Source organism: uncultured Thalassospira sp. (assembly GCF_963976115.1).
Classification (GTDB): Bacteria; Pseudomonadota; Alphaproteobacteria; order Rhodospirillales; family Thalassospiraceae; genus Thalassospira.
The window spans coordinates 1-25011 of sequence record NZ_CAXBJJ010000014.1 but is presented as its reverse complement, the minus strand read 5'-3'; the positions used below and the strand labels follow the sequence as shown (position 1 = coordinate 25011).

The 25011-nt window shown below is 53.7% G+C and carries 25 protein-coding genes and 3 tRNA genes; 15 read left to right on the top strand and 13 right to left on the bottom strand.

What is annotated here, in order from left to right; genetic code table 11:
* The first annotated feature begins 20 nt into the window (after positions 1 to 20).
* Positions 21 to 677 (top strand): bifunctional 4-hydroxy-2-oxoglutarate aldolase/2-dehydro-3-deoxy-phosphogluconate aldolase, encoded by a 657-nt coding sequence (gene eda, locus AAC086_RS17810; protein WP_339780711.1) that lies wholly within the window; start codon positions 21 to 23, stop codon positions 675 to 677.
* Between the two features lie 89 nt (positions 678 to 766).
* Here the strand turns inward: eda and AAC086_RS17805 are convergent, their stop codons facing one another.
* A complete protein-coding gene (locus AAC086_RS17805) occupies positions 767 to 1057 on the bottom strand; it encodes a hypothetical protein (RefSeq protein ID WP_339780710.1) in 291 nt (96 codons plus the stop codon).
* 307 nt (positions 1058 to 1364) lie between these two features.
* Here AAC086_RS17805 and AAC086_RS17800 point away from each other — a divergent pair, with 307 nt between their 5' ends.
* On the top strand, positions 1365 to 1880 hold the full coding sequence (locus AAC086_RS17800; RefSeq protein WP_339780709.1) for an ATP-binding protein: 516 nt from the start codon (positions 1365 to 1367) through the stop codon (positions 1878 to 1880).
* Positions 1881 to 2004: 124 nt separating this feature from the next.
* On the opposite strand, the gene AAC086_RS17795 is transcribed toward AAC086_RS17800, so the two are convergent.
* A complete protein-coding gene (locus tag AAC086_RS17795; RefSeq protein ID WP_339780707.1) occupies positions 2005 to 2277 on the bottom strand; it encodes a hypothetical protein in 273 nt (90 codons plus the stop codon).
* Positions 2278 to 2421: 144 nt separating this feature from the next.
* Between AAC086_RS17795 and AAC086_RS17790 the strand changes: the two genes are divergently transcribed.
* The 8 genes from AAC086_RS17790 to pstB all read left to right on the top strand — a co-directional run bounded on the left by AAC086_RS17790 (position 2422) and on the right by pstB (position 10462).
* Complete coding sequence (locus AAC086_RS17790) at positions 2422 to 3291, top strand: LysR family transcriptional regulator (RefSeq protein ID WP_339780705.1); 870 nt, start codon at positions 2422 to 2424, stop codon at positions 3289 to 3291.
* Positions 3292 to 3425: 134 nt separating this feature from the next.
* Complete coding sequence (locus AAC086_RS17785; protein ID WP_339780703.1) at positions 3426 to 4247, top strand: SCP2 sterol-binding domain-containing protein; 822 nt, start codon at positions 3426 to 3428, stop codon at positions 4245 to 4247.
* A complete protein-coding gene (locus tag AAC086_RS17780; protein ID WP_339780702.1) occupies positions 4247 to 5224 on the top strand; it encodes a peptidase U32 family protein in 978 nt (325 codons plus the stop codon). The genes AAC086_RS17785 and AAC086_RS17780 overlap by 1 nt, the downstream gene beginning before the upstream one ends.
* Entirely contained in the window at positions 5221 to 6177 is a 957-nt protein-coding gene (locus AAC086_RS17775; protein ID WP_339780700.1) for a U32 family peptidase, read from the top strand. Before AAC086_RS17780 ends, AAC086_RS17775 begins: the two co-directional genes overlap by 4 nt.
* 445 nt (positions 6178 to 6622) lie before the next feature.
* Positions 6623 to 7672: a phosphate ABC transporter substrate-binding protein PstS gene (gene pstS, locus AAC086_RS17770; RefSeq protein ID WP_339780698.1), complete on the top strand. Its 1050-nt coding sequence runs from the start codon at positions 6623 to 6625 to the stop codon at positions 7670 to 7672.
* Positions 7673 to 7778: 106 nt separating this feature from the next.
* Complete coding sequence (pstC, locus tag AAC086_RS17765) at positions 7779 to 8717, top strand: phosphate ABC transporter permease subunit PstC (protein WP_339780696.1); 939 nt, start codon at positions 7779 to 7781, stop codon at positions 8715 to 8717.
* Between the two features lie 21 nt (positions 8718 to 8738).
* A complete protein-coding gene (gene pstA, locus AAC086_RS17760) occupies positions 8739 to 9644 on the top strand; it encodes a phosphate ABC transporter permease PstA (protein WP_339780695.1) in 906 nt (301 codons plus the stop codon).
* 8 nt (positions 9645 to 9652) lie between these two features.
* Positions 9653 to 10462: a phosphate ABC transporter ATP-binding protein PstB gene (gene pstB / locus AAC086_RS17755; protein ID WP_339780877.1), complete on the top strand. Its 810-nt coding sequence runs from the start codon at positions 9653 to 9655 to the stop codon at positions 10460 to 10462.
* A gap of 91 nt (positions 10463 to 10553) precedes the next feature.
* Here pstB and AAC086_RS17750 read toward each other — a convergent pair whose 3' ends face one another.
* Together AAC086_RS17750 and AAC086_RS17745 are read right to left on the bottom strand one after the other, a co-directional pair.
* Positions 10554 to 12029 (bottom strand): carnitine 3-dehydrogenase, encoded by a 1476-nt coding sequence (locus tag AAC086_RS17750; protein ID WP_339780693.1) that lies wholly within the window; start codon positions 12027 to 12029, stop codon positions 10554 to 10556.
* Positions 12029 to 12940 (bottom strand): 3-keto-5-aminohexanoate cleavage protein, encoded by a 912-nt coding sequence (locus AAC086_RS17745; RefSeq protein WP_339780691.1) that lies wholly within the window; start codon positions 12938 to 12940, stop codon positions 12029 to 12031. The genes AAC086_RS17750 and AAC086_RS17745 overlap by 1 nt, the downstream gene beginning before the upstream one ends.
* 114 nt (positions 12941 to 13054) lie before the next feature.
* Between AAC086_RS17745 and AAC086_RS17740 the strand changes: the two genes are divergently transcribed.
* Positions 13055 to 13993 carry a GlxA family transcriptional regulator gene (locus AAC086_RS17740; RefSeq protein ID WP_339780689.1) on the top strand — a complete coding sequence of 313 codons (939 nt, stop codon included), beginning with the start codon at positions 13055 to 13057 and terminating at the stop codon, positions 13991 to 13993.
* A gap of 39 nt (positions 13994 to 14032) precedes the next feature.
* Here the strand turns inward: AAC086_RS17740 and AAC086_RS17735 are convergent, their stop codons facing one another.
* The 7 genes from AAC086_RS17735 to AAC086_RS17705 all read right to left on the bottom strand — a co-directional run bounded on the left by AAC086_RS17735 (position 14033) and on the right by AAC086_RS17705 (position 22308).
* Positions 14033 to 15133: a high frequency lysogenization protein HflD gene (locus AAC086_RS17735; RefSeq protein WP_339780687.1), complete on the bottom strand. Its 1101-nt coding sequence runs from the start codon at positions 15131 to 15133 to the stop codon at positions 14033 to 14035.
* Positions 15069 to 15764 (bottom strand): DUF1007 family protein, encoded by a 696-nt coding sequence (locus AAC086_RS17730; protein WP_339780685.1) that lies wholly within the window; start codon positions 15762 to 15764, stop codon positions 15069 to 15071. Before AAC086_RS17730 ends, AAC086_RS17735 begins: the two co-directional genes overlap by 65 nt.
* Positions 15733 to 16776: a zinc ABC transporter substrate-binding protein ZnuA gene (gene znuA, locus AAC086_RS17725; RefSeq protein WP_339780683.1), complete on the bottom strand. Its 1044-nt coding sequence runs from the start codon at positions 16774 to 16776 to the stop codon at positions 15733 to 15735. The genes AAC086_RS17730 and znuA overlap by 32 nt, the downstream gene beginning before the upstream one ends.
* 43 nt (positions 16777 to 16819) lie before the next feature.
* A complete protein-coding gene (locus AAC086_RS17720) occupies positions 16820 to 17287 on the bottom strand; it encodes a hypothetical protein (protein WP_339780681.1) in 468 nt (155 codons plus the stop codon).
* Between the two features lie 79 nt (positions 17288 to 17366).
* Positions 17367 to 18932, bottom strand: coding sequence for a SpoVR family protein (locus AAC086_RS17715; protein WP_339780680.1), 1566 nt, complete (start codon positions 18930 to 18932; stop codon positions 17367 to 17369).
* Positions 18929 to 20266, bottom strand: a complete 1338-nt coding sequence (locus AAC086_RS17710) for a YeaH/YhbH family protein (protein WP_339780678.1) — start codon at positions 20264 to 20266, stop codon at positions 18929 to 18931. Before AAC086_RS17710 ends, AAC086_RS17715 begins: the two co-directional genes overlap by 4 nt.
* A 95-nt stretch (positions 20267 to 20361) precedes the next feature.
* On the bottom strand, positions 20362 to 22308 hold the full coding sequence (locus AAC086_RS17705) for a PrkA family serine protein kinase (RefSeq protein WP_339780676.1): 1947 nt from the start codon (positions 22306 to 22308) through the stop codon (positions 20362 to 20364).
* A gap of 585 nt (positions 22309 to 22893) precedes the next feature.
* Between AAC086_RS17705 and AAC086_RS17700 the strand changes: the two genes are divergently transcribed.
* Positions 22894 to 23247: a rhodanese-like domain-containing protein gene (locus tag AAC086_RS17700; protein WP_339780674.1), complete on the top strand. Its 354-nt coding sequence runs from the start codon at positions 22894 to 22896 to the stop codon at positions 23245 to 23247.
* Between the two features lie 146 nt (positions 23248 to 23393).
* On the opposite strand, the gene AAC086_RS17695 is transcribed toward AAC086_RS17700, so the two are convergent.
* Positions 23394 to 23470: transfer RNA gene (locus AAC086_RS17695), tRNA-Thr, on the bottom strand.
* 134 nt (positions 23471 to 23604) lie between these two features.
* Positions 23605 to 24474, bottom strand: coding sequence for a 23S rRNA (guanosine(2251)-2'-O)-methyltransferase RlmB (rlmB, locus tag AAC086_RS17690; protein WP_339780672.1), 870 nt, complete (start codon positions 24472 to 24474; stop codon positions 23605 to 23607).
* Positions 24475 to 24668: 194 nt separating this feature from the next.
* Between rlmB and AAC086_RS17685 the strand changes: the two genes are divergently transcribed.
* The 3 genes from AAC086_RS17685 to AAC086_RS17675 all read left to right on the top strand — a co-directional run.
* A tRNA-Tyr gene (locus AAC086_RS17685) sits at positions 24669 to 24753 on the top strand.
* Between the two features lie 37 nt (positions 24754 to 24790).
* A tRNA-Gly gene (locus AAC086_RS17680) sits at positions 24791 to 24864 on the top strand.
* Between the two features lie 74 nt (positions 24865 to 24938).
* The coding region (locus AAC086_RS17675; protein WP_339780875.1) for a hypothetical protein at positions 24939 to 25011 on the top strand (73 nt) is incomplete at its 3' end.

Sequence of the window (25011 nt, the reverse complement as noted above, 5' to 3'; positions counted from 1 at the left end):
CCGCAAACAGGAGGAATAAAATGGCTTTGTCTTCACGCGAAATTCTGTTGCAGGCCCCGGTTGTACCGGTGCTGGTGATCGAAGATGTCAACGATGCCGTGCCGCTGGCAAAGGCACTGGTGGCCGGTGGTTTGCGCGTCCTTGAAATTACCCTGCGCTCTGCCGCGGCCGAAGAAAGCATTCAGCGCATTATTGCCGACGTTCCCGATGCCATTACCGGTGCAGGCACCGTGATTAATGCCAGGCAGATGGAGCGCATGGCCGAAATCAATTGTGCCTTTGCCGTGTCGCCGGGCCACAGTGCCGGGTTGCTGGCGGCGGCCAAGGAAACCGGTCTGCCATTTTTGCCCGGTGCCGGAACACCGTCTGAAATTATGAACCTGATCGATCATGGCTATGATGTTTTGAAATTCTTCCCCGCTGAACAGCAGGGCGGTGTTTCGATGCTGAAAGCCCTGGGCGGGCCGTTGCCACAGGTTAAATTCTGCCCGACCGGCGGTGTGTCGCTGGCCAATCTGGCCGATTATATTGCTTTGCCCAACATCATTACCGTTGGTGGTTCATGGGTTGCCCCGAAAGACGCGGTTAAGGCCGGTGACTGGGCCAAAATCACCAAACTGGCACAGGAAGCCACTGATAGGGTTGCTGCCTTGCGCTCTGGTGTGATGCAGGCCTGAGGGCTTTGATGCAATTCTCTGATTTATAAAAACGGCCCCGAAACAGAAATGTTCGGGGCCGTTTTAGCGTCGGTTGTATGATGTTGCCATTAACGGCAATCCTGTGTCGTTCTGGCAAATGTCGTCCGCTGTGGCGCTGTGTTTTCAGTATGGATCAGTTGAAGTTTCCAGTTTTGACCATCAAAAACACGTTCAAGGCCAACATCACGCAGCTGGTTGTCGCTTAACTGATCGGCCAGTTGACGCTGGCTGCGGGCCAGTCGGGCATTTACCAGCTGTTTTACAAAAAGCTGGCGCAGCTTTTGAAACGTAACCGCATGTGATGCTGGCGTTGTGTTCATGACCAGACGGTCAAGATGGGTGGTTGGTAGCGTGGACATTGCATCCTCCTGTCGTTGGTTGCTTGCGATGCCCCTACAATGCCATATGCAAAATAACCCGAAAATTACCCGTTTTTGCATGTTTTATGTTTATTTTCGCACAGGCGTCCCATATCGACAATGTTTTGGCACAGTGCTATCTTGTCGAAATGGAAAAAAAGCCGCACCATTTTGTCGTAACCATTATTCCCGCCATTTTTATTGTGGCGGGGTAGGAAAGATATTTCCAGTGCCAGAAACCCGCCGGTGAGGCGGGTTTTACAGGGCTGTCTCCCGGTGTGATCCACACCCGATAAGGAGACACCTTATGAATTCATCTGAAGATTTGCATCATCCTCAAACGCCAGCTGTGCCGAGCCTGCATATGGTGTGTGGCAAGATTGCTTCGGGTAAATCGACATTGGCTGGCACATTGTCGCAGTCCCCCGCAACGGTTTTGATCAGCGAAGATTTTTGGCTGGCGGGCTTGTTTGGGGCGGAAATGGCGTCTGTTGCCGATTATGTGCGCTATTCGGGTCGCTTGCGCAACGTGATGGCGCCCCATGTGGTGCGTATATTGGAGCAGGGACTTTCGGTTGTTCTGGATTTTCCCGCCAATACACCGGAAACACGCCAATGGATGCGGGATATATTTACCCGTGCTGGTGCCGCACACGAATTGCATTTTCTTGATGTGGCAAATGATCGCTGCAAAGAACGGCTACGTGCGCGCAATCGTGCAGAAATGCACGAATTTTCCGCATCTGATGCCCAGTTTGATCAGATCACAGCGCATTTTGTGCCGCCGCAACCCGATGAGGGTTTTAATGTCGTGCGGTATTGATTTGATTGGCAAAAGACAAGACGATATGTGTGTTTGATCCATCGTTGTCACAACCTTCTGGTGATCCGTTGTGATCACCAGAAGGCGGTAGTCTGACTGTGTAACAGTTTGTCGTTACCGGGATTTATGAACGCGGCGTGCGCATCAGAAAATGCCCGGTTTCGGGCAGGCGGCGATGAATATCGCGGCTGGCGCCACTATGATCACGTTCCAGCCCGCCATCGCGCAGCAACCGGTCGTTCAGATCGGCTCTTAAAACCCGCCCCTGATGCCAGCGCAGCAGGGTTGCGGCCAATTGTTGTGCCCTTATGCCAAATTTGCGCAAATGTGCAAAAATGCGCAGCGGTACAGGCTTGATAAAGCCGGGGGCGAGTGTGGGGCTGTTAAAATGTGCCATCGGGGGCCTCTTGCGGCAAAAGCAGGGGGTGGAACAACCATTCGAATCGTGCGCATAGTGGCATATGCAAAATAACCCGAAAATTTGTATGTTTTGCATATATCATGTGCAAAATTGCACAGAATAACGGTAGGAGGCAGCACCATGAATTGGGACGATTTAAGGTTTTTTCTGGTTCTGGCACAGGAAGGAACCCTGTCGGGGGCGGCCCGGCGACTGCGCAAGGAACATACAACCGTTGCCCGCCGGGTCGAGGCACTTGAACAATCTGTTGGGACCAAGCTGTTTGACCGGATGCCGGGCGGGTGGCGATTAACCCCTGACGGGCAGCAACTGGTGCCTTTGGCCGAGCGGGTAGAGGTTGATGCCCTGGCCTTTGAACGCATGGCCAATAGCAGCGAAATCGCCCGGGGTGTTGTGCGTATTTCGGTGCCACCGGTGGCAGGGCGCATTTTGTTTGCCCCGCGTTTGGCAGCTTTGCTGGCAGAGCATAAGGGGCTGGAATTTGAATTGATTGGCTCGTCGCATGTGGCCAATCTGGCCCGGCGCGAGGCTGATATCGCGGTCCGCATGGTCACCCCGACCGAGCCGGGCCTGATTGCACAAAAACTGGCTGAACTTGGCGTTGGCCTGTATGGCGCACATGATTATGTTGCGAATATTCCAGAAGAAAACTGGGAACTGTGCGGATACGACGATACATCCTATGGTCTGGCGAAGGCCGATTGGGTGCGTCGCTTGTTGGGGCGCGATATTTTGTGCCGCCTGCGCGCCAATGATACCGCATCGGTGCAGGCTTTTGTCGCCGCCGGGCTGGGGGTTGCTGTGTTGCCGCGCTATCTGGGCGATACAGATCAACGTCTGACCCTGATCCGCGAAGATGAAAAAGGCGAAAGCCGTGAACCGATCTGGATTGTGGTACATCCCGACATGCGCCGGTCGCCCCGGGTGCGGCTGGTGATGAATGCCTTGATCGAAGCATCGCGCGAAATTGCCCAGGAATTTCAGCTTTGATGCAATTTCAACATGGTATGGTTGGAATTAAAGTAACAAAAAATCATATTTTTCAACTATTTGACAGAAGTCAACGTAACGGAGCCCCCCGGTTTTAGGATGGACCGGATTTCACAGTAACCGGAGAGAATCCGTTGCCCGTTGCGCGTCCGGCTTTTACGCCATTTTTGTTGTTAGGGCCCATCACGGCAGGTTTGCCAGGCTGGTTGATTGATCGGGTTTTGGCCCATGCCATCGCCACCATGCAGGCGCGGCATGGGGCCGTATTTGACCGATTGGAGTCATATATCGGCAAGGACGATTCACAACAGGGTGCTGCGGGCATTATCGTTTCCCCGGTTGATCTTGGCATGGATCTTTACATGCAGCTTGATCCGGTAAAACCGGTTTTGCGCCGTGCCACGGGGTGTGATCGGGCATCGGCACAGGCAACCATTGTGGGGCCGCTTCCGGCTTTGTTGCAATTGCTTGAAGGCACGTCGGATGGCGATGCCCTGTTTTTTTCCCGGACCTTGAAAATCGAAGGCCGCACCGATGTGGTGGTCGCGTTGCGCAATGCGCTTGATGGCGAAACGATTGATGTACGTGCCGCGATTGTCGAAAGTTTCGGGATGATGGGGCCGTTAGCACGACGTGCACTGGCCATTGCCGAACGCGGATATCACCGGCTGGACCGCGATATGGCACGTTTTGCCCATGCTTTTGCCGGGCCATCCGATAAACGCGAGGCTGGGCTGGTGCGCCAGATTGATGATCTTTCGCACCGCCTTGCCGCCGCCGAAGGGCAAATACGGCGCCGTCAACCCAGCCGGGCAAAGGCGCCGTCGTCAACGCTGGCAAAGGCAGACGCCATTTTGAAGGGGGTCAATAGTGGCGGTTATGCCAATTCAACCGTCGATGATTTTGCCACCCCCGCGCGTGATGCCAACACCCCCAAACAGGACGGAACAGTATAATGGAACTTGTATGTCCGGCCGGAACACCGGCCAGTTTACGCGCCGCTGTCGAAGCCGGGGCTGATGTGGTTTATTGCGGGTTTCGGGATGAAACAAATGCGCGGAATTTTCCCGGGTTGAATTTTTCACGTGCCGAACTGGAAGCCGAAACGGCCTTTGCTCATTCCCGTGGTACCCATGTGTATCTGGCGTGCAATACGTACCCGGCGGCAGAAAACGAAACCCTGTGGCACCGGGCGATTGACGATGCCGTTATGATCGGTGTTGATGCGATTATTCTGGCCGATATCGGGTTGCTTCGTTATGCCCGGGACCGTCACCCGCAGACGCGGTTGCATTTATCGGTGCAGGCATCGGCATCGAATGTCGAAGCGATCCGGTTTTATCACCGCGAATTTGCCGTGCGACGTGTGGTTTTACCGCGTGTGTTATCGCTAGATGAAATCGCCAGCCTGAACCGCCAGATCGGTGTTGAAACCGAGGTTTTCGCCTTTGGCGGCATGTGTGTGATGGCCGAAGGGCGCTGTTCATTATCATCCTATGCAACCGGTGAAAGCCCCAACATGAACGGGGTGTGTTCGCCGGCCCATCATGTGCATTACGAAGAACGCGATGATGCCACTGTGTCGCGCCTGGGGGATTTTACCATCAATGTTTATGGTGCCTCGGAAAAAGTCGGCTATCCGACCCTGTGCAAAGGGCGGTTTCGCGCCATGGGCAAGGTGGGGTATTTGTTCGAAGAACCCACCAGCCTGGATGTTACCAGCATGTTGCCCGAACTGGCAGCCGCCGGTGTTACGGCCTTGAAAATAGAAGGCCGCCAGCGCGGCAAGGCCTATATCACCCAGGTGGTGGGCAGTTTTCGGCGCGCCCTTGACCGTATTTCCGCCGGGCAGGTGATGACCGACAGCAAATTGTCGAACATGACCGAGGGCCAAAGCGACACCACCGGCGCATATAGAAGGAACTGGCAATGAGCGTTTCCATCGACATGGTACCGCCAGCGACCGCAAACCCGGCCCGGCTGGTGATGGGCCCGGTTCTGTTTCATTGGACCCCGGAAATCCTGCGTGATTTTTATGCCCGCATCGCTGACGAGGCCGACGTGGATGTGGTTCATGTTGGCGAAGTTGTGTGCGCCAAACGCATGCCGTTTTTTGATCATGACTGGCCCGACGTGATTGAACGGCTGCAACGTGCGGGCAAGCAGGTGGTTATGTCCACTTTGGCGCTGGTGATGGGGGACCGCGAAGTTGCCTTGATCCGCGATCTGGCACAAATGCCCGATTTGCTGATCGAAGCCAATGATTTGTCTGCTGTGGGGATATTGGGGGGCAGGCCGCACATGGTGGGGCCTTATGTAAACATCTATAACGAAGGCACGTTGCAATACATGGTGGAGCGTGGTGCGGTGCGTGTGGCCATGCCTTGGGAATTGCCGCAATCCTCTATCGCTGTTCTTTGTCAGGCGCGCGGGCAGGCTGAAATCGAAATGCAGGTGTTTGGCCGCGTCCCCCTGGCAATTTCCGCACGCTGTTATTCCGCGCGCGCCCATGGCTTGCACAAGGATGGCTGCCGCTTTGTTTGTGGCGAAGCCGCCGATGGCATGGATGTGGATACCCTGGACGGGGCACCGTTTTTGGCGGTGAATGGCTTGCAAACCCTTTCGGGCACATATCTGGAGTTATCGGACGAAATTGCCGGTTTGCAGGATATGGGCGTGGGGCTGTTTCGGTTATCGCCGCATCGTTGCGACATGGTGGCGATTGCTGACATTTACCGCCAGTTACTGACCGGGCAAATTGCACCGCAACAGGCCCGGCAGCGTATCCTGGATGTGGCAGGTGATATTTCTATCGCCAACGGTTTTTTGCATGCTGTTCCCGGTGCCGATCTGTACCGGATTCCATCGCAGTTTCAGCCTGAATAACGACAGGCACCGTCAAAAGATGGCAGCGATGGCGTTTTAACCACGCAAATTTCATTCCCGAAAATTGCAACCCGGCCCGTCAATGTGATCTGTTTCACAGTGACGGGCCTTTCTTTTGGTTTTGATCGCGCCAGGAAACGTCCTGTAACAAGTGGCTGTTTTTATGAGTTTTTGCCAAAATTTTAGCCTAGGCTTTGTTTTTGTTGCTTAATTAAAATTGAACCACAGGTTTCAATGTTTCACGGACAGAAATATGACAGTGTGAACGAATTCACAAAACTGTAGGAAAAAATCGAAAAATCCGGGTGTAGGTTCTGCGGCATCGCAACGGCAACATGCTGTCGAGGCGACAATTCATTCCAGAAGTTTGGTGTGGCGGCACAACGCCGACAGTCAAATCTTCCTGATTTTTTGATTTTGCCGATACGGTGATTGGGAGAACTTCATGCTGACGACTTTTAAGAAAGGCATCCTTGGTGGTGCTGCTCTTTTGATGGCTGCCGGTGTATTTGCCTCGGCTCAGGCGACCGAAATTTCGGGCGCCGGTGCCACCTTCCCTTATCCGGTATATGCGAAATGGGCCGAAGCCTATGAAGCAAAAACCGGTGTAAAAATGAACTACCAGTCGATCGGCTCGGGCGGCGGCATCAAGCAGATTAAAGCCAGCACCGTTGATTTTGGCGCATCTGACGCCCCGCTGACCAAGAAAGAGCTTGATGAAGCTGGTCTGGTTCAGTGGCCGATGATCATGGGTGGTGTTGTTCCGGTTGTGAACATCAAAGGCATCAAGGGGGGCGAGGTCAAGCTCAGCGGTCCGGTTCTTGCCGACATCTATCTTGGCAAAATCACCAAATGGGACGACAAGCAGATTACCGACCTGAACCCGGGTTTGAAACTGCCGTCAGAAGCCATTTCTGTTGTTGAACGTTCGGATGGTTCAGGCACCACCTTTAACTTCACCAACTATCTTGCCGCTGTCAGCCCGGCCTGGAAAGACAGCATTGGCGTTAACAAATCGGTTCAGTGGCCGGTTGGTGTTGGCGGCAAGGGCAATGAAGGTGTTGCATCCTACACCAAGCAGATCGACGGTTCGATCGGCTATGTTGAATATGCTTACGCCCTGCAGAACAACCTTGCTTACACCCAGATGAAAAACAAGGACGGTGAATTTGTTGCACCGACCGCCGCTTCGTTTGCTGCTGCGGCTGCAAATGCAGATTGGGCCAATGCACCGGGTTATTACCTGATCCTCGGCAACCAGCCGGGCGCCAAAAGCTGGCCGATCACCGCGGCTTCTTTCATCCTGGTTCACAAATCCCAGGACAATGCCAAAACTGCCAAGGAAGTCCTGAACTTCTTTGACTGGTCCTTCAAAAACGGCAGCGATATCGCTGACAAACTTGATTACGTCTCGATGCCGAAAAACGTTGTCGGGATGGTTGAAAAAACCTGGACCGCCGACGTCAAAGCCAGCGATGGCAAAAAGATCTGGTAAGTTTGCTGCATAACTTACCTGACCAACCCGCCGCCGAACGATCTCGGCGGCGGGCTTTGGTGTTTTAAGGTTGTTCTCACTTTTCCCAAAAAGCAGGTTTATTGCGGTGTCCGTAAAACAGTTCCGACCGGCATTCGATCGCGGTTTTCATAACCTGACATTCGGGCTGTCAATGTTCGTTCTGCTCTTGCTGGTGGCCATTCTGGCATTTCTGGTTTTGGGCAGTATCCCGGTTTTGAAAAATCAGGGATTGTCGTTTTTCATCAGTTCCGACTGGAACCCGGTTACCGATGTTTATGGGGCCCTTCCGGCCATTATCCAGACATTGATTACAGCGGTTATTGCCCTTGTTATCGGGGTTCCGGTCAGTTTTGGCATTGCGGTTTTTTTAACCGAACTGTCTCCGGCATGGATCGCGCGCCCGGTGGGCATGGCGATTGAGCTGCTTGCGGCTATTCCCAGTATTATTTACGGCATGTGGGGCCTGTTTGTGTTTGCCCCTACATTCGGGGCCGCCCTGCAACGCTGGACGATGGCAAACCTGGCACCGATCCCGGTTATTGGCCCGTTATTTGCCAGCCCACCCATGGGCATTGGCATTTTTACCGCCGGTATCATTCTGGCGATCATGATTGTTCCGTTTATCACGGCCATGATGCGCGATGTGTTTACCACTGTTCCCGCTGTGCTTAAAGAATCGGCCTATGGGCTGGGATGTACGCGCTGGGAAGTGGTTTACCGGGTTGTTTTGCCTTATTGCCGGGCAGGGACGGTTGGGGCTGTAATGCTGGGGCTGGGCCGGGCATTGGGCGAAACCATGGCGGTTACCTTTGTGATTGGTAATTCGCATCGCTTGTCGGCCTCCATTATGGGGCCGGGGGCGACCATTTCATCCTCAATTGCCAATGAATTTGTCGAAGCTGATTCCAAACTGCACACATCGGCATTGGTGACACTGGGTCTGACCCTGTTTGTCATTACGTTCATTGTGCTGGCGGTGGCGCGGCTGTTTTTGTTGCGCCTGAAAAAGCAATCAGGCCGTTAGGCCGGGAAAGGACACGATATTATGTCAGTTCAAACACCGGTCAAACCAACGACCGAACGTCAGGTTTCGTCGCCTTATCAGCGTCGCATGTATATGCGCCGTCGTTTGATTTCGATGTTTCATATGACAATGTCCCATGCGGTTACCGTGCTGGGCATTGCTGTCTTGGCGTGGATTTTATGGTCGCTGTTCGGGCAGGGTTTTTCGGCCCTGTCGCTGAAACTGTTTACCGAAATGACACCGCCGCCGGGTTCGGATGGCGGCTTGTTAAATGCCATTTTCGGCTCGCTGATGATGGTGGGTATCGCCACCATTGTCGGCATTCCCGTGGGCTTGCTGGTCGGGACATATCTGGCGGAATACGGGCGTTATACCAAAATTTCGGCGGTAGTGCGCTTTATCAACGATATTTTGCTGTCGGCCCCCTCGATCCTGATCGGTTTGTTTGTTTACGAACTGGTTGTCGTGCCGATGGGCCATTTCTCTGGCTATGCCGGGGCGATTGCCCTGGCCATTATTGCCTTGCCCGTTGTCGTACGAACCTCGGAAGACATGTTGTTGCTGGTGCCCGATACCTTGCGCGAAGCCGCAGCTGCCCTTGGTATTCCGCGGTGGCGGGTGATTTTGCAGGTGTCTTATCGCTCGGCGGGGCCGGGGCTTATGACCGGGGCCTTGCTTGCGGTGGCCCGGATCAGCGGTGAGACAGCACCTTTGTTGTTCACATCGCTGAATAACCAGTTCTGGAGCACCAACATGAATCAGCCAATGGCAAACCTGCCAGTGGTGATTTTCAACTTCGCCATGAGCCCCTATGACGACTGGCGGTCGCTGGCGTGGGCCGGGGCATTGCTTATTACTCTTGCCGTGCTGGGGCTGACCATTGCTGCACGGACGTTGCTGGCTGCGAAAAGCAGGATGAAAGGTTAATCATGAGCATGTTTCAGGCTCTTCCCGATGATATCGTTGCGCACGCTCCTCTTGGGGAACCAACCCCGATCAAGGTAAGCGTAAGGGGGCTTGATTTTTACTATGGTAAAAACAAAACCCTGAATTCCATCTCGCTTGATTTTCATGATCGCAGTGTGACGGCACTCATTGGTCCGTCGGGCTGTGGTAAGTCGACCTTGCTGCGCACGCTTAACCGCATCTATTCGCTGTATCCCAATCAGACGGCGACGGGCGAAATTTTGCTGGATGGTGAAAATATTCTGGCATCGGGCAAGGATTTGAACAATCTGCGCGCCCGTGTTGGTATGGTGTTTCAAAAACCAACACCGTTTCCGATGTCGATTTATGAAAACATCGCCTTTGCTGTGCGCATGTATGAAAAACTGTCCAAATCCGAAATGGATGAACGGGTGGAATGGGGCCTGCGCAAGGTTGCCCTGTGGGACGAGGTCAAAGACAAACTTCATGCCAGCGGCAATGGTCTTTCCGGCGGGCAGCAACAACGTTTGTGCATTGCGCGTTCTGTGGTGCTGAACCCCGAAGTCTTGCTGCTTGATGAACCGGCATCGGCCCTTGATCCGATTTCCACCATGAAGATCGAGGAACTGATTTCGGAATTGCGCGCCGATTACACCATCATCATTGTTACCCATAATATGCAGCAGGCCGCCCGCACGTCGGATTACACGGCGTTTATGTATTTGGGGGATCTGGTTGAAATCAGCCCGACGCGCGAATTTTTTACCAACCCGCGCGAAGCCCGCACCCGTGATTATATTACCGGGCGTTTTGGCTAAACCAGGCCAGCTTTTAATACGCGCGTTAGATACCACACGGCCCGAAACAGCAGTTTCGGGCCGTGTTTTTTGATGTGTCCGACGTAACGGATCAGCCGATTTTTTGTCCGACATGGCGACCTGCGCCGTCGGGCTTTGGCAGGTTGGCATGGGCTGTGCCAAATTCATCCAGGCGGCGGGTAACATCATTCGCCGGGTTGCAGGCCCGTCGTGTACCCAGATCAACATGGATCAACAGGGTTTCGCAGGTGGCAATTTCAATGCCGCCATCACCATACATCGTGTGAAACAAATGCATCTTTTTGCCCTGTGCCAACAGCACGCGGGTGGTGATGGTTATTGTATCGCCTGCTTTGGCTTCGGCCAGATGTCGCAAATGGGTTTCGGCGGTAAAGAAACTTTTGCCACTGGCGATATAGGCATCATCCGCGCCAATCAGGACCATAAACGCGTCGCTGGCCTGGGCAAATGCCTCCAGATAATGGGCTTCGTTCATATGGCCGTTATAATCGGTCCAGCTTTGCGGCACCTGGCGGCAAACGGTTTGCGGTAATGCCGGGCTTTTTCGGGCAGGTTTTTGTTGGCTTAGGGATTTTTCATGGTCATTGATGGTGCCGCCAGCCCCACTGTTCGATTTTTTAAGGGCACGCATCATCCCAACCAGATTATCATCGCGCAGGCGTTCCAGTTCGCGGATTGATAACGCGCCTGATTGCGCATCAGACTGGGCGGCAATTTTGGCAATCAGTTCGGGGGTCAGGTCGGGCACATTCATTAATTTGGTCCAGGGCCATTTCAGGGCCGGGCCAAACTGGGCAATGAAATGCCCCATGCCTGCTTCGCCCCCGGCAATGCGATAGGTTTCAAAAAGCCCCATTTGTGCCCAGCGCAAGCCAAACCCGAAGCGAATGGCATCGTCGATTTCTTCGGTGGTGGCGATGCCGTCATTGACCAGCCACAAGCCCTCGCGCCAGACGGCTTCCAACAACCGGTCGGCAATATGGGCATCAATTTCCTTGCCAATCACCAGCGGTTTCAGGCCCACCTCGCGCAAAATGGCGCAGGCGCGGTCAATAAAGGCTTTGTCGGATTGTTTTGATGCGACAATTTCGATCAATGGCAGCAAATAAACCGGGTTAAACGGGTGGGCGACAACGATTTGGCCGGGGCGCGTAGCACCTTCTTGCAATTCGGATGGTTTGAACCCCGATGTGGAAGATCCGATCACGGCATTTTCAGCGGCATGTTGCTGGATTTCCGCCAGAATGCGATGTTTGATCGCCAATTGTTCGGGCGCACTTTCCTGCACCCAGCTTGCCCCGTCTAGCGCATCGGCGACAGAGCCACAAAAGTGCAGCTTTCCTTCGGCGGGAAGGGCGATATCGTAAAGGGCGGGCAGGCTGCGTCGGGCATTTTCCAAAACAGCCGCTATTTTACGTTCGGCTTGCGGGTCGGGGTCGTAAACGGCAACATCCCAGCCATTTAACAAAAACCGGGCGACCCAGCCGCCGCCAATAACGCCGCCGCCGATAATGGCGGCTTTGTTGGGGGTGTGTGCTGCTGTCATTATTTCGGCTCCCGCTTGGTCAGTCCCAGTTTTTTGCGCACGGCATCCGGCCCGATAATATTGGCCCCCATCGCGTCGATGATGCCAACGGCACGTTCCACCAACTGCGCGTTGGTCGCCAAAACACCCTTTTTTAAAAACAGGTTATCTTCCAGCCCGACACGCACATTGCCACCCGCCAGCACCGATGCGGCAACAAACGGCATCTGGTCGCGGCCCAGCGAAAATGCCGACCAGTTCCAGTCATCGGGCACATTATTGACCATCGCCATAAAGGTGTTCAAATCATTGGGTGCGCCCCACGGAACGCCCATGCAAAGCTGCACCAGGGCGGGGCTGGTTAAAATGCCCTCGGCCACCAGTTGTTTGGCAAACCATAAATGGCCGGTATCAAAGGCTTCAATTTCGGGTTTCACGTCAAGATCGGTCATCATCTGGCCCATGGCACGCAACATACCCGGGGTGTTGGTCATGACATAATCGGCCTCGGCGAAATTCATGGTGCCACAGTCAAGGGTGCAAATTTCGGGCAGGCAATCGGCGATATGGGCCATGCGTTCGCTCGCACCTGCCATGTCGGTCCCGGCCGGGTTCAGGGGCAGGGGGCGTTCGCTGGACCCAAAAACAATGTCGCCGCCCATGCCGGCGGTCAGGTTTAACACCACATCGACATCGGCGGCCCGGATACGTTCGGTGACGTCGCGGTAATAGCGTAAGTCGCGTGATGGCGCGCCGGTTTCGGGATCGCGAACATGGCAATGCACAATTGCGGCACCGGCACGAGCGGCATCGATGGCAGAATCGGCAATTTCCTGCGGCGAGCGCGGCACATGTGCGGATTTATCCTGGGTCGCGCCCGACCCGGTAACGGCGGCGGTGATAAAAACATCGCGGTTCATGGCTAAGGGCATGGGGCATTCCTGTGTCTGAGAAATTTCTGTTTTATGCTGGCCCCAGCCTAGCGCGAAATTGCGGGGTGTTATTTGCCAATATCGTCGGTTATTTTGCTGATTATGCCAAATGATATGTCTTTTCAGTTTTTGCTGTTTGACGGTTTTTCAAACATGGTTCTGGCCAGTGCGCTGGAACCTTTGCGGGCGGCGCGTGATATGGCGCAGGCGCATCATATTCGCTGGCAAATCACCTCGCTGGATAACAATATCGTGCAAAGTTCCAGCGGTATTCAGATCAAACCCGATGGCACGATCAAACAGGCTGGCGCGGTGGATTATCTGGTGGTCATTGCCGGGTATGATGTGCGCGGGCATGTGTCGCCGCGCTGTATGGCGCAGTTGCGGCAATTGGCAAATCGGGCATCTTATGTTGCGGGGTTAGACACCGGTGCGTGGCTGTTGGCCTCGGCCGGGTTGTTAAACGGGGCACAGGCGACCATCCATTGGCAGGAAGCCGCCGATTTTGCCGAGACATTTCCCGATATCATACCGGGGAAACAAAGATTTGTGGTGGCGGGAAAATACATCACCTGCGGCGGGGCCTCGACGGTGCTGGATCTGATGTTGCATGTGCTGGCCGAAAAATTTGGCCCGGCCATGGCCTTTGACGTTGCCAATCTGTTTGTCTATGACGCCGAACGCCAGCATGGTAGCGGGCGCGGGGCCAATATTTTAAAACATCGTTCTGACACGCCTGGTTTGTTGGCCGCCATCGATGTGATGATGGATCACATCGAAGATCCGGTTTCCCTTGCGTTGATCGCAAAGCGCGCATCATTATCGGTGCGGTCGCTGGACCGGATGTTTCAGCGTGAACTGGCGCTGTCGCCGGGGAAATATTACCAGATGATCCGCTTGGCCCGCGCACGCGACCTGGCGACGCAAACAGCCCTTTCGGTGGCGCAAATTGCCCTGCAAACCGGTTTTGCATCATCAGCCACCCTAAGCCGGGCCTTTCGGGCGCAATATGGCGCACCGATTAGCAAATTACGCACGCACCGCAAAGGATGAAACGGGCGATGGTGGCAGCCCGGCAAGGTGTGCTTTAGATCAAATCCAGCCGAGTTGATGACTGGCAGATAAAAACAGCACCACACCAAAAAGGGTAATCAGGGCCGCACCGCCAAAGCCGACAATGCGTCGCACCCATTGCGAAACGGCTGGCGGCACCGAAAACAGCTTTTGGCTGCCAAAGCGAATGCCAATAGCAGCAAGGCCAATGGCACTGACTGTTAAGGCAACGCCAAATGCCATGGCGAAGGCCGCGGCAATGCCAATTAAAAACAGGCCATTTGCCAGGGTAAACAGCAACATAAGAATGGACCCGGTGCAGGGCCGCAACCCAACAATAATGGCGCTGATGATTGCCGGGGATCTTGCGCGGGTGTTGGCTGCGTGTGCGTGTGCGAAAGTCGGAGCCGTGGGATCATCGTGCGTGGCGGTTACATGTTCATGTGCATGATGGTCGTGTTCGTGCACATGGCCATGGTCACAGCAATCATCGCGCCCCTGGGCGATGCGCAGGCACATATAAAGGCCCATCACCACAATCAACGCATAGGATGCCAGTTCCAGCAGCAAGCCGTTTTTGGTAATGGCCGCCGGGCCAAGATTAAATATCAGGCCAAGTGTGCCCACCAACACAATTGCGCTGATGGCCTGGGTTGCTGCGATCAGTCCGCCCATGGCAACGCCCTGTTTCCACCCGGCATCGCGCGACAGGAAATAGGTGCTGGTCACCATTTTGCCATGGCCCGGCCCGGCGGCGTGAAACACGCCATAGGCAAATGACAGGGCAATAATGCTTAGTGCGGGCCACCAGCTGTTTCCCTGTTTGGCATCGCGCAGGGTTTGGGTCATTTGGCGGTTAAGCTGTGTTTGTATTTTCATCGCCCCGCCGACAATGCCAGCCAGCCAGTCGGGCAGGGCAATTGCCGACGAATCCGCTGCCGGGTCTATGGCACTGCGCCGGCCTAACAATTCCGCCGTTTGGGCGTTGGCATGGGGGGCTGTTACCAGCAGGGTAAAACCCGCGCATATCAGCACAGCCAGCATTAAAATGCGGCGGTGCCAGTTTTTCATCGGTTTAGTGGCAGGTGATGTCGGCGCGCTGCGGTGATACCATGTCGAAATAGATGCGGTGTTTGTCATCTTCGCCCATTTTATAGCTGCAAGTTATGCCATCATTGCCTGAAAACGAAATCGGGTTGTCTTTGGCAAAGCCGACATCAATGAAATATTCCGAATCATAAACCGACAGTCCGATTTGATCAGCAATCGGATCAACCGGCTTGGCAAGGTTAAGGGTAAAGCTGTATTTTACCCGGCCTTCATCGGTAATGTCGGCAATGAAATTCTGGAATCCTGCAACTTTGACGACCTTTTCATTGCGGCGCAGATAGGTCAGAAAACCGATATCGGCCAGTGCAACAAAGGCATTGTCGCGGACTTCGTCGTTTTCGGCGTCGAAAAAACGGCGATCATGGTTGTGATCAAACTGGTCCATCACTGTCAGGCTGAACATATCGTCAAACACCCAAACCATGCGAATGGCCGAGATTTTTTTGCCGGTGAAAATCATGGTTGCCTGGGTATCAAGCCAGACATGGGGATGTGCCTGTGCCAGGGGAGGGGATGCGGTAAGGGCCACAAGGCTGAGGCAGATGGCGGCAATTGCGGGGCGTGCGCACCAAAAAAAGCGCGCGCCCCGAAAATCGGGGCGCGACGCCTCAGCCACAAAGGTTAGGGGTTTAACCTTTAAGGCAGCTCGCCAACGCGTCAATATTTTGCGACAAAATGTCGGTATAGGCATTCGGTCCGGCGTCAATATCGGCTCCTAGCGGGTCCAGTGTTCCGATTCGCGCCCCGGTATCGGCAACGATGGACTGAACCAAAGCAGGTTTGAATTGCGGTTCGGCAAAGACACAGGCAGCACCGCTGGATGTGATCTTGTTTTCAATGTCATGCAGGCGTTTGGCACCCGGTTTACGGTCCGGTGAAATCGTGATCGAGCCAACGGCCTTTAACTTAAAACTGTGTTCCAGATATTGATAGGCATCATGAAAAACAATAAAGGGCTTGTCCTGAACCGCGCTGATGCGTTGGGTCAGATCATCCTTTGTTGCGTCAATTTTGCCAAGCAGGCTTTTTAAATTGGCACGATAAAAATCGGCATGGGTCGGATCAATTTCGGCAAGTTCGACCGTAATGTCGCGTGCAATGGCCTTGCCGTTTTCCGGGCTCATCCAGATATGGGGGTCGCCTTCGTCAGGATGATGGTCGTGGTCATGATCATTTTCGTGCACGTCGTGATCATGGTCATGCCCGTCATGATCATGCGCTTCCTCTGCATGTGCCGCGTGATCATGCTCTTCATCGGCATCGTGGTCGGCTTCGTCGTCATGATCGTGGGCTTCCCATGCACCGCCCTCACGCATGGCAAGGATCGAAATGCCATCGGCTTCGGCCAGTTCCAGAATTTTGGCATGCGATGAAAGTGACGCCAGCGGTTTGGTTAAAAACGCTTCCAGCTCCGGCGAGACATAAATAACCAGATCGGCATTTTGCAGGGCGCTGGCTTCGCTGGGGCGCAGCGAATAGGTGTGCGGCGATGCCGCCCCTTTCACCAGCAATTCCGGTTCACCAACACCTTGCATGATGGCCGCCGCAATCGAATGGATTGGTTTGAGCGAGGCCACAACCCGTGGCACATCTGATGCCTGCGCACCGGTGGGCAGGGCAAACTGGGCGGCAACAAACAGGGCACCGGTAAAGAGCAAGCGTGATTTCAACATGGGATTTCCATTTTGGCAGAGGAGGAAAAGTTGATTTGTTATGTTATAACGTTTCTCCTTTGTCAAAGAGAAAAAACACCGCTGCAAACCAGATCGCCAAACTTCCGGCAATTGGGGTTGGATTAATCGACGTTTTTGGGGCAAGGGCAGGGGCAGAAAATTCAGGCGCGTTGCGAGATCGGTTTGGACTCATATTGCGATAAAACGCTGGTGCGCGGCCTGAACGTGCTGGTTTCCCAGGGTTGAACACGATTGTTTTGCCCGAAGGGCGCTTTGCACCAGGCGAAAGGCGAATGAGTCTGTTAAGATTTGTAATTTGATGGAAACAGGGAATTTCATAACTACCTAAAATGAATGTTTCGAATAAGAAATAGAAAAACTTCACATGCAGTTCGTCAGATTCGGCAGATATGCTGGGATTTTGGCTGTTTGTAAAACGTCTGGAAAATTTGTTTCGGTTTAAAAATGTTCCTGGCGTGCGGGCTTCTGGCCAAATGTTATGGTCAACCATAAATTAAAAAGGCCGCGTTCCTGATGGAAAAATGCTTTAAAGGATCAATCCTCAGATCGATCCCGAAAGCCTGATTGCTTTACGCCGGAGCCAGATCGTCGGGGGTGTAATGCGCTTCATGCAGGATTTCGCCGCTGTCATTATCAACGGCCTGCAAGGTAACGCCGTATCCCCAAAGCTGACCAATATAGCCCAGTGTCAGTTCGGCTTCTGATTTATCAAGGCGAATGCCGTCATGCTGGGTATGGGCGATATAGAGCTGGCGGTTGCCGCGCAAGTCAACATCAACCACTTGTAAATCGGGTTCGCGCACCGAGAGGTCATGCATCCGTGCCAGCGCCCGGCGCACATTACGATAGCCCTTGTCGTTATGAATGGCACCAACTTCCAAATGCGGGCTCGACGCCTGATCCTTGATCATGAACATTTTCATGTCGCGCATCAGTTTGGGCGACAGAAATTGCAGAATAAAACTTTCGTCGCGATATTGTGCCCAGGCATCGCACAAGGTGGGGATGGGGGCATTGTTACCGGCAATGTCGGGGAACCATTTTTTGTCTTCGTCGGTGGGGTCAACGCAGATACGGTGAATATCCTGCATCATGGCAAAACCCAGCGCATAGGGGTTAAAGCCGGAATAACGCGGGTCGTCATAGTCGGGCTGAAACACCACCTTTGAATGCGAATCGATAAATTCCATGATCGTACCTTCGGAAATCAGGCCCTTGTCATAAAGCCGGTTCATGATGTGGTAATGCACATAGCAGGCACAGCCTTCATTCATGACCTTGGTTTGTTTTTGCGGGTAAAAATACTGGCCGATATTGCGCACAATCCGCAACAGTTCGCGCTCCCACGATTGCAGGCCCGGTGCGTTCTTTTCTAAAAAATACAGCAGATTTTCTTCGGGCAGGCCAAATTGGGCCCGGCGCTGTTCGCGACGCAGGCGGCTGTGTTGTTCGTCCCGGGTTTCGGTGTCTTCTTCGGCCTGGGGCAGGGTGCGCCATAAATCGTTATAGGTTTCGTCTTCGTATTTGGCGCGTTCGCGTTCGCGTTCCAGTTCAACCGCCAAATTGGGTTTTTCGGGGTGGGAATAGCGATTGACCCCGTGATCCATCAAGGCGTGGGCCGCATCAAGAATGCGTTCAACCGCGTCAAAGCCAAACCGGTCTTCGCATTTGGCGATATAGCGTTTGGCAAATTGCAAATAATCAAGAATGCCGTCGGCATCGGTCCATTGTTTGAACAGATAATTATTTTTGAAAAAATGGTTATGACCAAAGGCCGCATGGGCCATGACCAATGCCTGCATGCCAATGGTGTTTTCCTCCATCACATAGGAAATGCACGGGTTGGAATTAATGACGATCTCATAAGCCAGCCCCTGGTATCCCTTGCGATACATCACATCGTCGCGCACAAAGCGTTTCCCAAACGACCAGTGATGATACATCAACGGCATGCCAATCGATGAATAGGCATCCAGCATCTGTTCAGATGTGATCACTTCAATCTGGTTGGTATAAACATCGAGATGCATTTCATTGATCGCGATGTCTTCAATCGCGTCATAGGTGGCTTTCAGGCTGTTGAAATCCCAATCAGCACCTTCAAACAGCAGACGATTTTCCGGTCTTTTGCTCATGTCCGGGCCTCCGACTTGTTTTTGGCAAACAGTTCGCGAAAAACCGGGAAAATATCCGCCGCCCTGGTTACCCGTTTTAAGGCAAATCGCGCATTTCGGGTTTGTGCCAGCGGGGCATAGGCCTTCCACAACGCGGTTTCGCCTTCAGCGGTCGAAAAAATCTCGGCTTCGCGCTCGTCGGTGATTTCGATATAGGCGTAATACTGGCATTTTGGCAGCAGGTCTTCGGCCAGAAGGGCGGTGCATTTGGCTCCGTCATTGGAATAGTTATCGCCGTCCGATGCCTGTGCCGCATAGATGTTCCATTGATCGGTCGGGTAACGGTCCTTTAGCACCCGTTTCATTTCCTCAAGGGCGGTCGAAACAATGGTGCCGCCGGTTTCACGCGAATAGAAAAAGGTTTCTTCGTCCACCTCGGAGGCGCGCGATGTATGGCGAATAAACACCACATCGACATGTTCATAGCGGCGGTGCAAAAACATGTGCAACAGCATGAAAAAGCGTTTCGCCAGTTCCTTCATCTGCTCGGACATCGACCCGGAAACATCCATCAGGCAAAACATGACGGCCTGTGTGTTGGGATCGGGGATCTGGCGAAACTGGTTATATCGGGTATCTATCGGGTCGATAAAGGCAATGGCCCGGCTGCGGCGTTTGGCTTCGTCCAGTTCGGCTTGCAAAACCCGCAGGGCTTCGGCCTGTTGCGCTTTATCGGCATCGGGCACTGTTTCCGCATCTTGGATCAGGCGGGCAATTTTTTCTTCCAGTTCGCGAATCTCGCTGTTTTTTGGGCGACGAAGGCCAATGCGCCGGGCCAGCGAATTGCGCATGGTCCGCACAAGGTTGAGGTTGGCGGGCGATCCGTCGGATGAATATCCTGCCCGTGCGGTGCGAAAGGCGGTGGTTTGTTTCAGGCTTTTTTTCAAAAGGTCAGGAAGTTCCAGATCCTCGAAAAAAATGTCGAGAAACTCGTCACGGGTCAGCACAAACTGAAACTGGTCTTCGCCGTCGCCATCCGGGCTGGCTTGCGACCCACCGGCACCGCCATCGCCGCCATTGGGGCGGGCAATGCGGTCGCCGGGGATAAATTTTTTGTTGCCCGGTAAAACATAATTGCGGTCACCGCCGCGCCCGGCATGGTGAAAACCGGGTTCGCGCAGGGTTTTGCCAGGAATGGTGATCTGGTCGCCATTATCGATATCGGTGATGCCACGGGTTTTGATCGATTCTTCAACCGCTTTTTTGATTTGCGCCTTGGCCCGGCGCATAAACCGTTGGCGATTGCCCAGACTTTTGCCTTTGGGGTTTTTGCGGCGGTCGATGATATGAAACATGGGCGGTATATCCTAAAAACGCAGGGGCAGGGCAAAAACCGGCGCCGGGTGATGAAAGGGGAAAGTCACCACCCGGCGGGGCCATGCGGGGCATATCAGCCCGCCTTGTTGACGCGCATATACCATTCGACCAGGCGGCGGGTCTGACGTTCGGTATAGCCACGATCAATCATGCGTTTGACGAATTCGTTATGTTTCTTTTCGCTGTCGCCGTCTTTTTTCGACCCGAATGAAATGACCGGTAACAGGTCTTCAACCTGGCTGAACATGCGCTTTTCAATCACTTCACGCAGTTTTTCATACGATGTCCAGGACGGGTTTTTGCCCTTGTTATTGGCACGTGCGCGCAGGGCAAATTTGACGACTTCGTTGCGGAAATCCTTGGGGTTGGCGATCCCTGCCGGTTTTTCGACCTTGGAAAGCTCCTGGTCGATAATCTTGCGATCCAGCAACTGCCCGGTATCAGGGTCTTTGAAATCCTGGTCTTCAATCCAGGCATCGGCATAGGCCACATAACGGTCAAACAGGTTTTGTCCGTAGTCGGAATAGCTTTCAAGATAGGCTTTCTGGATTTCTGCGCCGATAAACTCGGCATAGCGTGGACCCAGCTCAGCCTTGATGAACTCCATATATTCCTTTTCGCGTTCTTCGGGGTATTGTTCACGGCGGATCGCTTGTTCCAATACATACATCAGATGCACCGGGTCGGCGGCCACTTCGTGGGTATCGTGGTTGAAGGTTTCAGACAGAACCTTAAAGGCAAACCGGGTTGAAATGCCGTCCATGCCTTCATCGACACTGGCCGAATCGCGATATTCCTGCATCGACTTGGCTTTGGGGTCGACATCTTTCAATGTTTCGCCGTCATAAACCCGCATCTTGGAATACAGATTGGAATTTTCATGTTCCTGCAAGCGTGACAGAATCGAAAACTGTGCCAGCATTTTCAGGGTGCCGGGTGCACAGCACCCTTGTTCAAGTTCCGATCCCTGCAACAATTTATCGTAAATGCTGGTTTCTTCGGTAACGCGCAGGCAATAGGGCACCTTGATGACGCTGATCCGGTCGATAAAGGCTTCGTTGTTTTTATTGGCCTTGAAGGTCTGCCATTCGGCTTCGTTGGAATGGGCCAAAATCATGCCCTGAAAAGGGATCGACCCCAGGTTTTCCGTGCCGATATAGTTGCTTTCCTGTGTTGCTGTCAGCAACGGATGCAACATCTTGATCGGGGCCTTGAACATTTCAACAAATTCAAGCATGCCCTGATTGGCGCGGTTCAACCCGCCGGAATAGGAATAGGCGTCGGGGTCGTTCTGGCTGTAATATTCCAGCTTGCGAATATCGACCTTGCCGACCAGCGAGGAAATATCCTGATTGTTTTCGTCGCCCGGCTCGGTTTTGGCAATGCCGATCTGGCGCAGGCGCGACGGCAACAGTTTCACCACCGAAAATTTCGACAAATCGCCTTCAAATTCGTCCAGTCGCTTAACCGCCCAGGGCGACATCAGGCCGGTTAGCCGTCGTTTGGGAATGCCGTATTTGTCGTTAATGGCATCGCCCATTTTGGCCGGATTAAACAGGCCCAGCGGGCTTTCAAATACGGGGCTTATGTCGTCGCCAGCTTTAAGAACATAAATGGGTTCATGTTCCATCAGTTCTTTCAGGCGTTCGGCAAGCGAGCTTTTGCCGCCGCCAACCGGGCCAAGCAGATAAAGAACCTGTTTGCGTTCTTCCAGGCCCTGTGCCGCATATTTAAAGAAGCCGACAATTCGTTCGATGGTTTCTTCCATGCCATAAAAGTCGGCAAAGGCCGGATATCGCTTGATTGTGCGGTTAAGGAAGATGCGGCCCAGGCGGGAATCGGTCGATGTATCGATCAATTCAGGCTCGCCAATGGCCTTGATCATGCGTTCGGCCGCCGACGAATAGGCAGATGGATCATCGCGGCACAAATTAAGATAGTCGCGAATGGTCAGTTCGGTTTCACGTTTTCCGTCATAGCCTTCCGCATATAGCTCGAAGATATCCTGGTCTTCAGCCATGGCGCGGTCTCCTTTCCAAAATTATCGCACGTCGTTGGTCTTTACAGACAAGGGGCCGGTTTTGGTCGCGATCCTCCCGGTTGGTGTTTCGGGCACGGCTTTTTGGCGCGCGCACCCTTTATTGTTTTATTGTTACGGTTCTTGCGGGGGCTGCGGGCGCACATGTCCCCGATACAGAAACGAGAAAAAACAGACAGCCTGGGTGTCAAAACAGGTTTCGAAACGAAAATTGGCGTCAATCAGACCCGATGGGCAAACCGCAATGCGCGCCAGTTTGCCAAATTGTTCATCCGCAATGTCCGCGATATGCTTGCGGGGCAACGGAAAGGAAATTTTCCGTTTAAATCATGCCCCCGGCAAGGCCAGGGCGACGGGATGAAACGTAACTTCACTACTCTTGAACGTGGTTACTGCATTGCGACACCGCAATGTTAGACTTCAAAAAGTTTAGTGTGTTTTTATCGGTTTAAACGGGTTTACCGTTCACAAATTAGTGACGTAACATCGTCACTCTGCTTTGGTCGCACCTGCAATATGCTGACAAACAATAGTGTGCCTGATGCAGGCAGGTCATGAAAGGAAACAATGTCAGATAATTCTGTATATTTTATTGACAGCGCCGCGCTTGATCTGTTGTTGCGCCAAAAAAGTGTCCTGATGATAGATGTGCGCGAAGCCGATGAATTTACCAGTGGCACCGTGGCCGGTGCGATCAATACGCCGTTGGGCATGCTCGATATGGCCGACCTGATCGACCGCACTGACGATACCGGGCTTGATGTCGTGTTTATCTGTGCTGTCGGGCAGCGATCTTTTGCTGTGGCCAATGCGGCCCTTCAACATCTTGATTGCAAGGTGATGACGCTCAAGGGTGGTTTTATGTCATGGGTGCGCGATGGCTACCCGATTGAGATGGTTGGGCATCCGGGGCAGGATTAGAGGTGTCGGCAGCAGTTTCAAGTGCCTGTAGCATTTTGCCGTGCTGGTCGTTTGCTGGTCGTGCGGGCGATTTGAATCGCGCCGGAATAAACAGTAATACCAAAACAACAAAACCCCGCAGAACCATAATGTCTGCGGGGTTTTTGTGGTGCCGGCAGAGAGACTCGAACTCCCAACCTTCGGATTACAAATCCGCTGCTCTACCAATTAAAGCTATGCCGGCGCGAGCGGCGAGAACATAGTCCGGGACGGGCAGGATTGCAAGCCCCTGATTTGCCCATTTTGTATCGCCGTCCGCAGGGGTGGTTTTTCAGTATTTTCAAACGATTCGCCGAAGTTTTAATCCGGTTTGCCCTGTTAGCGGAACAGTTCGTACAGGGCAACGGCAGCCGCGTTTGAAACATTCAGGCTTTCGATGCGGTCGGTCATTGGCAGTTTGACCAGAAAATCGCAATTGTCACGGGTCAAGCGGCGCAAGCCATCTCCTTCGGACCCCATCACAATGCCGACTTTTCCCTTCAGCTTGGCTTCGGCCAGGGTCTGATCTGCACTGCCATCCATCCCTGCCAGCCAGAAATTGGCCCCTTTCAGGGTTTCAAGCGCGCGGGCAAGGTTGCCTGCATGGATATAGGGCACCACTTCAAGCGCCCCACTGGCCGATTTGGCCAGCACACCCGATTCTTGCGGGGCGTGGCGGTCTGGTACAATCACGGCACAGGCGCCAAACGCAGCGGCGCTCCGTAAAATCGCGCCGACATTATGCGGATCGGTAACCTGATCGAGAATCAGAACGGTTGCCGATTCCTGATCGCGATATTCCGCGACCAGATCCTCGACCCCGGGCTGGGGCAGGGGCGCGCAATGCATGGCAATGCCCTGATGAACCGCACCGGGCGGTAACATCTGATCAATATCGATCCGCCCGGCATTGTCGACCAAAACATCGGTCCGGCCAGCTTCTTGCAGCGCATAGTTGACTTCTTCGCGGGCATTTTCGGTGGACCAGATGCGATGAATCGTTCGCTGCGGGTTGTGAATCGCCATGATCACGGGGTGGCGACCAAAAAGAATCAGACGCGACGCGTCGCGCCCACTGCCAGAATCCCGGCCCCGACCGCGGCTGCGACGGGAATTGTTGTCGTCGTTTTCCGCGTCCGGCGTGGAATTGTCCCCGGCGCCAGCATTGGCTGGGCGGGAAAATGAACGGTTTTTGCTGCGGCGCGGCATTGTGGCGGAAACCTCCAACTCATAACAACTTGAATGCACTTTGTTTCGCCCGGTTTATGGGGCCAAACCAACATATAGGAAAGGAAATACGAATTCGTGCTTTTTTTGCTGTTGACAAGAAGGGCACCTGCAACGTATTCCCTCCCTCGCCGCAGCGAAGACGGGGTCACACCCGGCAACGTTTCGACCCGGATGGAGGGGTGGCAGAGCGGTCAAATGCAGCGGACTGTAAATCCGCCGACTTAGTCTACGCAGGTTCGAATCCTGCCCCCTCCACCATTCTCTCGCCCTCGCGAGAGCTCGCTATTAAAAATATGCGGGTGTAGCTCAATGGTAGAGCAGAAGCCTTCCAAGCTTACGACGAGGGTTCGATTCCCTTCACCCGCTCCAGTATTTTAGTTACCCGTCGGCTTGTGCGGTGGGTTCTTACGTGTTTTTTTGGTTCGGATTAGGATCTGAGGGCAATGGCCAAGGAAAAATTCGCGCGTACAAAACCGCACGTTAACGTCGGCACCATCGGCCACGTTGACCACGGTA